Origin of the sequence: Mucilaginibacter defluvii (genome assembly GCF_039543225.1) — a bacterium.
Classification (GTDB): domain Bacteria; phylum Bacteroidota; class Bacteroidia; order Sphingobacteriales; family Sphingobacteriaceae; genus Mucilaginibacter; species Mucilaginibacter defluvii.
In genome coordinates, this window is sequence record NZ_BAABJI010000001.1 from 449,143 (window position 1) to 462,763 (window position 13,621).

Annotated in this window: 13 protein-coding genes; 5 read left to right on the plus strand and 8 right to left on the minus strand. The window is 38.1% G+C overall.

What is annotated here, in order from left to right; all coding sequences use genetic code 11:
* Positions 1–3: 3 nt before the first annotated feature.
* The gene (locus tag ABD960_RS01920) at positions 4–1,101 is read left to right on the plus strand and encodes a lysylphosphatidylglycerol synthase transmembrane domain-containing protein (RefSeq protein WP_345329223.1); all 1,098 of its coding nucleotides are present in this window, start codon (positions 4–6) and stop codon (positions 1,099–1,101) included.
* 120 nt (positions 1,102–1,221) lie between these two features.
* Here the strand turns inward: ABD960_RS01920 and ABD960_RS01925 are convergent, their stop codons facing one another.
* The 7 genes from ABD960_RS01925 to ABD960_RS01955 all read right to left on the minus strand — a co-directional run bounded on the left by ABD960_RS01925 (position 1,222) and on the right by ABD960_RS01955 (position 6,791).
* On the minus strand, positions 1,222–1,998 hold the full coding sequence (locus ABD960_RS01925; protein ID WP_345329224.1) for an SDR family oxidoreductase: 777 nt from the start codon (positions 1,996–1,998) through the stop codon (positions 1,222–1,224).
* Between the two features lie 52 nt (positions 1,999–2,050).
* A complete protein-coding gene (locus tag ABD960_RS01930; protein ID WP_345329225.1) occupies positions 2,051–2,629 on the minus strand; it encodes a TetR/AcrR family transcriptional regulator in 579 nt (192 codons plus the stop codon).
* A gap of 82 nt (positions 2,630–2,711) precedes the next feature.
* Positions 2,712–3,068: a diacylglycerol kinase family protein gene (locus tag ABD960_RS01935; RefSeq protein ID WP_345329226.1), complete on the minus strand. Its 357-nt coding sequence runs from the start codon at positions 3,066–3,068 to the stop codon at positions 2,712–2,714.
* Between the two features lie 7 nt (positions 3,069–3,075).
* Positions 3,076–3,579: a hypothetical protein gene (locus tag ABD960_RS01940; RefSeq protein ID WP_345329227.1), complete on the minus strand. Its 504-nt coding sequence runs from the start codon at positions 3,577–3,579 to the stop codon at positions 3,076–3,078.
* Positions 3,576–4,166 (minus strand): class I SAM-dependent methyltransferase, encoded by a 591-nt coding sequence (locus ABD960_RS01945; protein ID WP_345329228.1) that lies wholly within the window; start codon positions 4,164–4,166, stop codon positions 3,576–3,578. Before ABD960_RS01945 ends, ABD960_RS01940 begins: the two co-directional genes overlap by 4 nt.
* A 25-nt stretch (positions 4,167–4,191) precedes the next feature.
* A complete protein-coding gene (locus ABD960_RS01950) occupies positions 4,192–4,899 on the minus strand; it encodes a hypothetical protein (protein ID WP_345329229.1) in 708 nt (235 codons plus the stop codon).
* 611 nt (positions 4,900–5,510) lie between these two features.
* Entirely contained in the window at positions 5,511–6,791 is a 1,281-nt protein-coding gene (locus ABD960_RS01955; protein ID WP_345329230.1) for a hypothetical protein, read from the minus strand.
* Between the two features lie 101 nt (positions 6,792–6,892).
* On the opposite strand from ABD960_RS01955, the gene ABD960_RS01960 reads away from it, so the two are divergent.
* The gene (locus ABD960_RS01960; protein ID WP_345329231.1) at positions 6,893–8,380 is read left to right on the plus strand and encodes a glycosyltransferase family protein; all 1,488 of its coding nucleotides are present in this window, start codon (positions 6,893–6,895) and stop codon (positions 8,378–8,380) included.
* Between the two features lies 1 nt (position 8,381).
* On the opposite strand, the gene ABD960_RS01965 is transcribed toward ABD960_RS01960, so the two are convergent.
* Positions 8,382–9,920, minus strand: a complete 1,539-nt coding sequence (locus ABD960_RS01965; RefSeq protein ID WP_345329232.1) for a hypothetical protein — start codon at positions 9,918–9,920, stop codon at positions 8,382–8,384.
* Positions 9,921–10,134: 214 nt separating this feature from the next.
* Between ABD960_RS01965 and ABD960_RS01970 the strand changes: the two genes are divergently transcribed.
* From ABD960_RS01970 to ABD960_RS01980, 3 genes are all read left to right on the plus strand, one after another.
* Positions 10,135–11,448: a C39 family peptidase gene (locus tag ABD960_RS01970; RefSeq protein WP_345329233.1), complete on the plus strand. Its 1,314-nt coding sequence runs from the start codon at positions 10,135–10,137 to the stop codon at positions 11,446–11,448.
* Between the two features lie 4 nt (positions 11,449–11,452).
* Complete coding sequence (locus ABD960_RS01975) at positions 11,453–11,923, plus strand: hypothetical protein (RefSeq protein WP_345329234.1); 471 nt, start codon at positions 11,453–11,455, stop codon at positions 11,921–11,923.
* 265 nt (positions 11,924–12,188) lie between these two features.
* On the plus strand, positions 12,189–13,619 hold the full coding sequence (locus ABD960_RS01980) for a hypothetical protein (protein ID WP_345329235.1): 1,431 nt from the start codon (positions 12,189–12,191) through the stop codon (positions 13,617–13,619).
* Positions 13,620–13,621 lie beyond the last annotated feature (2 nt).

A 13,621-nucleotide genomic window follows, 5' to 3' on the forward strand; every position in this document is an offset into this window, starting at 1 on the left:
ACCATGCAAACTAACCCCACCACACCAGCCACCGCCGAAGAAGATAAGCAGCCTGAAAAAGAATCGGTATTTAATAAACAGCTGATTATCAAGGGCTCGTTATGGTTCGCGTTGATTACCATTATCACCATCGCGGGTATATTCTTTTATAATAATACCGGCGATGCGGTAAAAGCGCTTTCACACATATCAGGTAAGTATATAGTAATATGCCTGCTTATGCTGTTTGTTGACCTGATGCTGGGCGGCTGGCGTAACCATATTTACATACAAAAACTGGCACCCGGCGTATCGCAATGGGTGAGTTTTAAGGCTAATGTAGCCAATATGTTTATGGGCGCAGTAACACCCGCGCATGGGGGGGCAGGACCGGCGCAAATTTATGTGTACACCAGCAATGGGGTCACTTTTATTGATGCCTTCGCGATAAGCCTTATCAACATGGGCGCTACGTTGATATTTATGCCCGCTGCCGGCTTTATAGCCATTATGCTGATGGATACCAGCTACGTAAGCGGTATAGTGCCGGCCATGCTGCAGTATGGCTTTATCTTCTTCCTCCTGTTTTTGGTAGCTTTTTTATTAGCGTTTTGGAAACCCACGTGGATAGGTGCCGCCATTAAGCAAATAGCCGTTCTGCTCTCCAAAATAATCCCGAAGAAAAAAGAGAATTTGTATAGATGGGCTGAAAAATCAGGCGCTAATATAGCACGTTATCAGCAAACCTGTAGTGTAATATTGAAGCAAAACCCCTGGCTGTTTCCGTTAAGCATACTGATAACTACCGTACTTTATTTAAACAAGTACTGTTTACAGTATGTGATATTGCTGGGCCTGGGTATTAACACCAGTTTGGTACAGGTTATTTCTATACAGATATTGATCCAGTTCATGATCTACTTTGCGCCGAGCCCGGGTGGCAGCGGCTTTGCTGAGGTGGGCATATCGGTATTATTCGGCAAAATAGTGCCTAAAACCGCCATACCGATCTTTACGTTGCTGCAACGCTCGTTCCTGCTGTTCATTCCGGCTATGGTAGGGGCTTATGTGGTAATCAGCCTGCTGCGCAGGCAATCCGTAAAATATTCGGCTGATAATTAAGATTATGAAACATCAGCAAACCATAAAAGCGTTGACAGATTAAAATCTGCCAACGCTTTTTTTGGTATTAAGAAGATATATATTCCCCAATATTCGCTGCAGCAACACTTAAATTATTGCTTATGACACCACCGGCAGCGAACCGCCGTCAATGGCGTAAATTGTGCCGGTAAGGTAAGCGGCAGATGGTGATACCAGAAAGTGGACAAGCTGAGCAACTTCTTCCGGCTCGGCCATGCGGCCCATTGGTATGCCACCTGTTTGCGCCATCAGTTGTTTCATTCCCTCTTCCGGTGTTATACCCGCCGAGGCTGCATAATCATTTAAAAACTTCACCATCGGTTCTGTCCTGGTAGCACCGGGTGAAACAGTCAATACACGCACACCTTTGTCGGCCAGTTCTGTAGCCAGGGCTTTGCTGTAACTGTTTAATGCGGCCTTAGATACGGCGTAGGCCATATTTAAATTCCATAAGGCCTGTTTCCCGGCAACTGAAGAGATATGGATAATTACGCCGCTTTTTTGTTCGATCATTTGCGGCAGTAAAATCCTGTCCAGCCGGATAGCGGCGATGAGGTTCAGGTCAAGCTCCTGGTGCCAGTGCGCGTCGGTAAGCGTGCTGTGGCCGCCGCCGGGCGTGGTGAGTCCGCCAACGTTATTAATCAGTATATCAATACCGCCAAACGTGTTCTCTATCTCATTAGCCAGCGCGGTTACCTGGTCGGAGTTAGTTAAATCCGCAGCGATAAAATGGTGAGTAGTTTCGTCGGGTTTTGTGCGGGCGCTAACAATAACCGTTGCGCCTGCGGCGGCTAACTCGTCGGCAATTGCTTTACCAATACCTTTGGTACCACCTGTAACCAGGGCTCTTTTTCCTTTGAGATCTTTCAATTCCATGATTTGTGTGTTTGATATTCTGAAACAAATGTTTCAGAATATATTAAAAAAATTATTTAGTTAATTGTTTAATAAAATACTCTGCCATGCGTTTAATCTTGACCGGATCCTTATGCAGGATATAGGATTCGTACCAGCCGGCCCAGGCGCTGTTAAAATAATCGGCCAATAATCCCGGGTCTTCATCGGCGTGGATTTCGCCTTTGTCCATAGCTTTTTTAATCAAGTCATGCAGAAACCGGTACGAACGCTGATCGTCGGCTGCCAGTATTTGCTTTACCCGCTCATCATTAGTAGCTACCTCGAACGCGCTTTTTACGGCCATGCAGCTGTCCTCGCCATTGATGATGATGTTCACCGCTTCGTGAATATAATCCACCAACACGGCTAAGGGCGACCTTTTGCTTGCCAGGCGTTTGTCCCAATCCTGTTTCCTGATATCTGTATAATGCTGTACGCAACGTACAAACAACTCCTGCTTATCACCGATGGTGTTATACAGGCTGCTGCTGTTGATCTGCATAGCCTCGGTGAGGTCGCGAAGTGATGTAGCGTTATAGCCCTTCTTCCAGAAAACCTCCATCGCTTTCCGGATAGCTTCAGCTTCGTTAAATTCTACATTCCTTGCCATTACGATGCAAAGGTAAATAAAATCTGAAACGTCTGTTTCAGATTTGTGTCATAAGCAGCAGTAACAGGTTATGATGCGCATCTCAAAAAAGGTAAGGTATATATATGATCAGAGCGCATATAACGGCAAATACGCAAATGATCAGCACGGCGCCCGAAGCAATATCCTTTACCTGTCCGATAAGCAGATCTTGTTCTTTAGTTACGCGGTCGGCCAGCTTTTCGATGGCCGTATTGAAAAGTTCTGCCATCCAGGCTAAGCCAATCAGCATAAGCGTGATGAGCCATGCCGTGCGATCGACGTTAAGCAGGCTGTTTGTCAGGATCACCGCAATAGCAGCAACAAAGTGGAAAATCATGTTGGGTTCACTACGAAACGCTAACCAAATTCCGTTAACGGAGTACCGGTAGCCTGCCAAATGTTTTTTAATGATATTCATGCCGCTTCTATTTAAAAACGTGTGCTAAGTAAACGATGCCGTAACTGATTAAACAGACCAGCGTTTTTGAGTTTAACGAAGTAAATATATGCTGCTTTTCCTCTTTGGGGTTAAAATTGTAACAGCCAAACAGCCAAAACAAAACCGACATGCCAATGTCCATCCAATCAAAACGGCCGTTAGTTACATGGATCATTTGCAATATCTCCAACGAAAGGCAAAACAGTAATGGCATGTACAGGCAGTTGAAGCGCCTGCCAAATATTATAAAATGGTAAGGTTTAGAAGTTAGTGTTATGCAAAATATCCATAAGCCCTCGGGTAATGAATATACCACTATGTTATTTAAAGGCAGCGCGTTTACAACAATAGCTTTTATATGTGTATACGTTTCAACCGAAATCAGCCAAATTAAAAGCTGGTTCACCAAGGTCTTTTCCGTTCGGTAAAACAGATAGATAAACAGGCTTATAAGCAGCGCTGTAGTTATCAAAGCATATTGCTTTCTCATGGTTTTTGGTAAATAAGCAGTTTGAAATACGATGCGATACCCAGGTTGATCTGCTTTCTTAATTCGAATTTTTTTATTGCCGGTATATCCTCTATGCGGAAAACGGATTTAAAATGGAGAAGCTTAGCGATCTGTTGAAAACTTTGGTCAATGTATCTAAGCCAATTATCAGTTGTAAAATGATTGAGGATAAATACTTGCCCGCCGGGTTTCAATACGCGGTAAGCTTCAGCCAATAGCAACTGCGGGTTATTTACAACTGCAATAACATGCGATAATACGACGTAATCAAATGCCTCATCACTGAATTTAATCGCTTCGCCGCTCATTTCCAAAATACTAATATTGCCCGATCTGTTTTTGCGGGCGGTCTCCAGCATCGTTGCAGAGGTGTCAATGCCGGTAATTTCATGTTTTTTGTAGTGCTTAAAGTGTGCCCCGTTCCCAACGCCAATCTCCAGCAACTTGCCAATGGGCATAGCGTTAACCTCTTTAAACAGTACGGTTTTTTGAGGTTTCAGAAATACATCTACAATAGGGTACAGGAAGGAAAAGTAATTGTAAAAAGCAGCAGTTTTTTTACTCATCTTATTAAAGCGGCAAGTTGTATCTTTATTTTTTTTGTTTTAAAGCGCGCTCGTAATCTTTTAAGCTCTTATCCAAATCCTGCCCGTTATTGTGTATCGATTCGCAGAATACCTTGCACGCCTCAGGGTTCTCGCTATCGTCGCATTGTGTTTCGCAATCAACCTGTGTATTGCGTGGCATAAGTTTGTACAAGTGCGTAACGGTAAAGCCAACAGCCAAAAAAGTGGCGATAACAACGGCGAAGAATAGTTTCGGAAAACGGCTATTCTGCACCGGCCGGACGAACGGCGGGTTATTGAACGGGAAAATATATTTAATCCTTTCGTAATGCCAGCAGAGCAGGTATATGCAGGCAATAACCATTAAGGGCGCCGTAAGTAAGGAGCCTTCAAACCTGACCGCGAATGAAAGGATACAAATATTCAGGATAATGGGCAAATAGAGCAAGGTGCCCAGTAAAACGGTACGTGGAATGAGCAATAACAAGGCAGCCAGTACTTGTGCATAGCCTATAAAAGTGTAATAATAACCCGTATGGTGCAGCGCTTCGAGGTAGTGGCCCATTGGTTGATTATTATGCAGATCGGTAAAGCGCTCCCCGATGATCTTCACATACCCTGCGGGTAAAAACCCCGCAGCGAGCGCCAATCGGGTAAATGTTGTGAAATAGCGCATCCATCGGTTGGCTCTGGCCCTGTAATGAAGGGCATCTAATTTTACAGCTAATGTCATATTTAAAAGTACTTTGCATTACAAAGTTAAAAAATATAATTTTATCCTCATAGCAATTCTGGATAAAACTTCAACGGTACAGGAATAGCCAGAAGCTATGAATGGATGGATGTTAAGCGACATAAGGTTGACCAGCAGGACGCAGCAGTTTATGCGGTAAAACCGGAAACCTTGCGATCTTTTCTGGAAAAGCATAAGCTTTCCATTCAAAAATAATTACTATTATTTGATCTGATAGATTTCACTTATCAAATAAAACTTCCTATTTAAGCCGGTATTATGGTGAACCGGAAACTCGAATCTCCTTTATTCTCAAAAATTCTATAAAAATTTAGTACAATAATTTGGCAACAATTGATTTATTTTAAAGTGTCTGGGCTAACGAAACATGTTAGTAAAATATATTATATAAATTTTTAATAAAAGCCACTTAAATAACCAACCAAGTCAAAAGCATGATCAGCGAGTTAAAGATCAGTTATCTATGCCTGCTTGCCACAGATAAAATTGAGGCAATGTTATGCTATTTAAATTATAGTATCTGGTTGCTATAATTAAATTAGTTATTAAAATTACCAAGGATAGAAATAACCCAATTTTGATTTTAAGTGTCATGGTCGCTGTTTTATGTGTTCTTCACGCTGTAAAATAATCTCTTTTATATTCGATTTTAAAGCTAATGTGTTGCTCCATGTGGGAAGGTGTAGATAAGCGTAAGCAGCTAAATAAATTATGTAAGCGAACGCCAGAACACGTAAATTTTTTCTTTGTTTAACCTTATTTTTCAAATAAAAGAAACTGTTCGTAATTAATAGGCAACTCCCAATTGAGGCAATGTAAACATACCTGTCCGCTGTTATTGAGAATCTTGCTATTGAGAAAAGATTGCTTACTAACAGTATGTGAATAAGAAAAAAGCAGCAGCTGATTATTACCCATTTTGCTCTGAGAATGTCCTTCAGCAGGTAAGGAATCAATGGAATAGCGATTAAGTGAATATAAAGCCAATATGGCATATTTTCGCCTTTTTGAAAGGGAAATGGATATAGATATGATAAGTTTACTGGTATTATGCATTTAGTAGCATATTCACTTATTGTATAAAACGAAAGAGGCAATCGTTGAAATATGTCATAAAAATCTCTTTCATCAACCTGTTGAGAATCTATTGTAATAAAGCCAAAAAGAACAGACAAAATAAATACAGGGATTTTTTCAATCCAAATCAATTTATTGCGAAAGCTTTTACCTTCAGAATAATCAAGTAATAACATACATACCGGAAGTGTAACGGCTTGTTCTTTAGCACCAAACGATAGCGCATATAAAAAAAGTACCCAATAAAAATAATACGCCTTATTACTATTAATGTATTTTAAATAAGTTATGAGTGCCAGCAGATAAAACAGGGCATACAGCTCAACTTTTGATGCAGCCACCCAAGCTACAGGCTCCATATTTATAGGTAAAATACCAAACAGCAAGGCCGTGACGAATGCAATATTTTTTTGATTGCCAATTTTCAAAAAAATTTCAGCATTTAAATGCTGAATAAAAATATATACCAATATGCTGTTCGTCAGATGTAACAATACACTCATTAAATGATAATAACCCGGATTGTACCCAAAAAAGATGTAAAGGGTTGTATAATATAATTGATTTAATGGTGCATACTGACCGTAATAATAATCAGCAAAGATGTGGTATAAATTGTTAAGTGTAAAACCGCTGGTAGTATAATTGTTAGTCACAAACCATTGGTCATCCCAACCAATTAAAAAGTCAAAGTCATATACTTGCCAATAAATAGCGCCTATACATAAAGCTATAATCAATACATGTAAACGGGATATTTGTATTTGACGGAAATAAAGAAGCATTGTGTTCATAAGGTTATAGTTAGCGTGAATATAAGAAAAATTATAGTTTTGAGCTTGACAATCATTTGGTATAATTGACTACCTTAGTTTTAAAACCTAGGCTGAAATTAATGCTTTCACTAAACCGTATCTTCTCGCTTAACTGGCTTACGCTTCTTGCTTTGTTTTTTTATTTATTCACTGCATACAAAAGCTCGGGTTATAATAACGCTGACGAACATTACCAGATAATAGAATTTGCTAATTATAAATTAGGCTTTGCACAAAAGGAAGACCTGGCCTGGGAGTTTCATGACCAAATTCGTTCGTCATTACAACCGGTAGTATGCTTTATGATTTTCAAAGCGGCGGGTTACTTAGGAGCAAATGATCCGCATACACTTGCGTTCATATTACGCGTTATCACCGCAGTTTTGTTGATTGTAATTATCCGTTATTTCATCCTTTCATCCCAACGTTTTATAGAGCAAAAAAATTTATTTGGGTATTTTATATTGTCTTTTTTTATTTGGTATTTGCCTTACATAAACGTTCGGTTCTCGTCAGAAACGTGGTCAGGAGCATTTATTTTACTTTCTATAGCTATAGTTATAAAGCGAAAGCACATTCCAACTATGCTATATGCAATTACTGTCGGCTGTGTATTGGGTTTAGCAATATTGTTTAGATATCAATCGGCAATTATTGCGGGCAGCCTTATTATTTGGTTGTTTTTCAATGGCACAAAAATAAAACACGTAGCTACGGTCATTTCATCTATATCTATCGTCTTATTGATAGGAGCCCTTTTTGACCGGTGGTTTTATGGAGAGTTTTGTTTCACGCTTTACAATTATTTTTACGTAAATATAGTTAAGGACGTAGCTTCGCAATATGGTGTATCACCTTGGTATGGTATCATACTCTATGTAATAAAATCTCCGGGGCCATTTGGGATACTTATTTTTATTAGCTACATCGCTGTAGCCGTCAAACAGCCTAAGCATATACTCATTTGGGTAAGTTTGCACTACTTAATAATTCATTCGATTATACCCCATAAGGAGCTACGCTTTTTGTTTCCTTTGGCCAACCTGACTCCATTGGTCATGATTCTGGGGTATCAAAGTTTAAAGCCTACAATTATTGTTAAGCAAAAGGTTGCCCAACTTACTGTAATAGTATTGATTTTTTTAAATATAGCAGGGTTATTGGCTTTAAACTTTCGAGGAGCCGGCCTGGCGCGCATTTCAGTTTCACAATTTATTGCTCAAAATTATGCCGGTAAAAATATTCAGATTATTTATGTAGGCGATAGTAACCCATATTGGGACTGGGCCATTCCTAAAAATACCTTTTATTATAATAAAAACGTATCCGCTAAAGAAGTTGCGTCTATTTGGAAAGATGATCTAAAAAACTGGATGATTAAAGGGAAAACTAATCTACTTATATTGTCTCCTGACGATATAACAGGGCCACGTGCTGAACAAATGCTTAAAGATTCGGGGCTTAAAAAGGTATTTCAAAGTATACCGGATTACGCTTTGTTTATAAACAGATTTTACAACGAAGATATAAACAGATCATCACTGCTGATTTATGAGTTTAACCGGTGAGTTATTTTTTTTGAAAAAGATAGCCGCCATGCAGGTTGTCGCTATAGTCATAATCAACAATAGCGTTAGTACCATTATGTATTGTCCATGGATGTAACTTTTTTAAAAAAATAATAGGCTGTTCCAAAAAATATCGGTCCGAAAAAAAAGTAATCGTATCAATTTCATTATCTCGAAGAAAATCCATCAACGGTTTATTAGGTAGAAAATGGGCTGAAGTTTCAGTTTGATGGTTTCCTATGTTGATTTCAATCGCTTTTAATGCCCGATCTTGCTGAAAGATGCTGATCAGTATAAGGTTTGTGATACAAAAGTTTAGCAATAAGCCGTATTTGAAAACCCGCGAAAGTACGTTGTTGCTCTCATTGTGCAATGAGAGGTATATGGCTGCAGTAACGTAAAGAATTAAGTAGTACCTAAAGGAGCAACTTGTGGTATATAACGGTAAAATTCCGCAATACACAATAAGTATTATTGCCAATACGCGGTATTGGCTTTTGTTAATAATAGCTGAATAGCACGAGTAAGCTAAATAAAGCAAAATTATTGCACCCCAGGCAGACTGTAGTACTGTTATTACTATACTACCTTGCCACGAGTACACGTGCGTATATATTTTATAGTTAGATAATAGATCGTAAAACGCAATACCGTGATGATATAAAAAGCAGATCGCAAATAAAACCATCAAAACACGGATAGTCCAATCCGGTAGAACGGAATATTGAATTTTAATCTGAGTAATGTTATTCAGCAGAAGTGCTTCGATCAACAAAATAGTTGCTATCAATAAAAAGATTTCAAATAAATTATGTGTTGTTAATAGCGGCGCATAGTATTTTGTAATTAAAAAAAGCGCCACCAAATTGATCATGTTTACTCCGCATACTACGGTTAACTTCCAAAAGTTTTGATCATCTTGATAAAGCATCCATATGGTAAGACCCATAAATAATGCGACACCTAAACTTGAAAATATAACATGATTATAACTACCTAAAATATTGGCAATCCAGAATAATAATGCATAAAAAGTAATGTTGCTGCGTTTATTGTAAATAATGAATAAGCTTAAAAAGCTTATAACGGTGAATAATAAGGTTAAGCTATTCACCTCCCAAGCTATTCGTGGCGAAACAATAAATAGCGCAGCCTGGCCCATCAGTAAAAAGAAAATATATAAATTTTTAATTAACTTATACTTAATGCATACGTACGCTATCAAGAGCATGGATATGCAGTTAAAAAGTACGCCAACAATACGTAGTTGATATACCCCGGCTCCCAAAAGTTTAAAGGCAACTGCCGCCAGCAGGGGTTGTAAAGCGCCGGTGTAATTATTCATTCCCATTAAGCTTTTTAAGCCTTCTGAGTTAATTTTTAGCGCATTTAATCCAGCCCAGGCCTCATCGCCATGCAGGCCTGGTAACACATCCAATTTAACCGACCACCAAAATATAATAATGATAAGCAAAAGGCAAGCCGCTACAGTTTGAAGCCTGTTTAATGTTAAAATGGATGAAATTTTTAAAAACGCCATTGGTTTAGTGAGAAACTTTTACAAAACCTTGCAAAATAGATAATTAACTATAAATTTGTAGTATAACCATAAATTAAACCAATAAACCTAACTTATGAAAAAATCTAAAAGATACACATCTAATTACGCAGGACAGAGTTTTGAGATGTTGCGCTTTAGTTAACACCTATCTGTTTAAACACAAACCTTAAATCACATTAACCTTAAATCACAAATGAAAAAAGGAACCTTATTTTCTTTATCATTAATTTTTGGCTTGTGCCTGCTATTATTTGCATGCAAGCGCGATATAGATAATTACTTACATGATCGTAAGGAAGCGCCGTCAATGCTACTGGAATCAGCCAAAATCTGGTACATGCAACATTTGCAAATGGATGGCACATTGAAGCTAAAACCTTATTGGAAAGATGCCTGGACGGTTAAGTCAACATCTGGCAAAACATTAATATTAGTGCCCGCGCCCGAAAATCACATAGACAATAAAGATATTAGTATAAGGCGTTTTTTCATATTTGGCGGAAACGGTACATCTGTTAATAATGGTACTATAGTAGAATTGCTTGGGGTAAAATATGATGTTAACGATCAGTTTGATTTCTTATTGAAAAACTATGATCGCGATAACATCACGGGTTTTAACGGTGATATAATTCAGTATGATTTAAATTACCACCTTTTGTCAACAAGTAGTTTTAAAAAGGGAATTCGTACAAACAACCTTACAACCATAGAAAGCGGCTCCGCTATTTTAAATAGAGGAGTTGTGTTTGGAAGACCAGGTTTGAAAACTAACACAACTTGCGAACCGATTACCCCAATAAACATCGGCTTTCCTGCTACTTTTTGCACGGGAGGAACTATATACTATTCTGTAGAGCGTGCTTATGACGGTCAATGTATCACATCAGAAGTTAGAACGTACATGTATACCGTATGCCCTGGATCAAGTTCAGGATCGAACGGGAGCGGGAGTGGAAGTGGGAGTGGAAGTAATTCTGGTGGTGTTGGCGGACCTCCCTACGGGGGCGTTGTAGTTACCGTTGGTGATGCCGACCACAGATTGCCAAATTCAAATAAGTTGCCTCCATCTTCTACAACTGATACTCAGTTTCCTAATTTATGTGTTTTTAAATCAATGGAGTGGGTAGCCAAGTATTTTGATTCCAACGCAACTGAACATAGCATACTTCAGGCTTATTGCAATTCGAAGGTAACCGATGGAGTCACCTATGGCGCCATATTTCTCAATGTTGTTCAGAATGGTATCAATTCGACGGAAGTTCCTGCGTTAGTTTCAAAGTATTTCAATTATACAGAATCAATAAGCACTATTGAAAGTGCGATCAACGCCGGTCATCCATTGTTGGCATCAATACTTGTTGGGCCAAATAGTGGTCATGAAGTGATGATAACCGGTTATAATGATGATGGGACAATTGAGTATTTTGATCCCCAAATTGGTACTTATTTCGAAAAACAGCCTAACCAGTTTTATAATTTAATTGAAATTACTAGTAAAAAATAAAATCATGAAAAGGACATTAATACTACTAATTCATCTTGTGCTCATAAGCATGATCTCTTTTGGCCAAAATAGAAGAAAAGATATTCATATTGGCAATTCTGATACTTCAAAGCACGGACTTTTAATATTAAAAATGGAAAATGGTCGGGATATAATTACTGCAGAGCCAAGCTTTGTGATTAGATCATCAGAAATTGCATCACAGAGACTTGTATCTAAATCAGAAATAAAGACAAAGTATAATGATAATAATATATCAGGTGTATTAGAGCTAATTCCAAAAGATGGGTTAGAGATTCTTAGTTTGAAAGAAATATATAAACGCTTTTCCATTGATAGTACCGGCCAATTATTACCAGTTGCAATAGATGGAAGAATTATAAAAGATAAAAAAAATATTTATGCCAGTTTAAATGCAATAAAAAACGTTAAAGTAATTAATGGGAAATATTTGAATATTAACACCAAACTATAAGAAGCAGTTCAATTTAAAAATCAGACTTTAAACAAGGATTTAAAGTTTTTAAATACTATCGATCTAATCGTTAGCACTTTCGTTCAAACAGGGTACATATGGGCTATTGGCATATATATTCTGTTGCAGGCCTTTTATTTAGAGTTAGAAAAAGAGTTAGCCAATTGGTTGCCAAGCATTACAAAAGCTTAAAAGGGAATAATCTAGGTAGCTAACTTATATCTGTTTAAACACAAACCTTAATTACATTAACCTAAAATCACAAATGAAAAAGGGAACCTTATTTTCCTTATCACTAATCTTTGGCTTGTGCCTGCTATTATTTGCATGCAAGCGCGATATAGATAATTACTTACATGATCGTAAGGAAGCGCCGTCAATGCTACTGGAATCAGCCAAAATCTGGTACATGCAACATTTACAAATGGATGGCACATTGAAGCTAAAACCTTATTGGAAAGATGCCTGGACGGTTAAGTCAACATCTGGCAAAACATTAATATTAGTGCCTGCGCCAGAAAAACACATAGACAATAAAGACATTAGTATAAGGCGTTTTTTTGTATTTGATGGAAACGGACTAAGTATTAACAATGGCCTTATTGTTGAATTGCTCGGTTTCAGGTATAACGTTAATGATCAATTCGACTTTTTGTTGAAAAATTATGATAGCGGAAGTATTAAGGGTTTTAATGGTGCTATTTTAAAATATGACGTTAACTACAATGCAATAAAATCCATTGCATATAAAGATGGTATCCAAACGACTGCTGAAGTGAGCTTTATGCAGAAACCAAAACCAAAGAGGGTGCAGATATCAGCAAATAGATTACGACTTAACTCTTGTGGTCCTTATCCACAAATTTTAGTTGGAGTTCCTAATAATATAGGCGAGGAATGTAATGTTGAGTTTTATGTGCTTACAACAAAAGATTCTAACGGTTGCACGGTGCAAGAAATTTGGAATTATGTAAGACATACGTGTCCAGCCATTTGCACCAGTTGTATTCCAGGAGGCAGTTCTGGCGGTAGTGGTAGCGGATCAGGCAGCGGATCTGGAAGTGGCAGCGGTTCAGGCGATAGCCCAAATTATGGAGGGGGTGGAGGCAATCCACCTTATATCACCGACAATCTAACAGACCAATGCTCTAAGAACGTATTGACTTTATTAAGGCAGGATAACTTAAATACTACTATCAGCAATATAATTAACGATGTGTTTGATGCTAATTCTACAGTAAATCTGATTTTTGAACAAGAAACAAATACTTCTCAAAATGAACCTGCTAAAACCGAGGTTTTAGGTGTAAGCAATAACAGATATACTCAGAAAATAACGCTTAATATGCATAGCTTGAATGATGCAAGTCAAGAGTTTAGGGCAGTTATAATTGTTCATGAGATAATGCATGCGTATATGAACTATAACAATCAATATTACCAAAATGCGTTAAAACAACATCAAGCTATGGCAGAAACTTATGTAGAAGATATAAAAGGAGTTGTAAAACAACTATACCCCAATATGCCAAATCAGGATGCTTATGCGATAGTCTTAAACGGACTTGCTGACGCATTTGGCAACAGTTTGCCTACGTATTTTAACACATTGAAGACTAAATATAATGTAACTGATCCGTTAGGTACGTACGAACTCTATCGAGGCGGTCTTTTAGGCACTTCCTGCAATAATTAAAC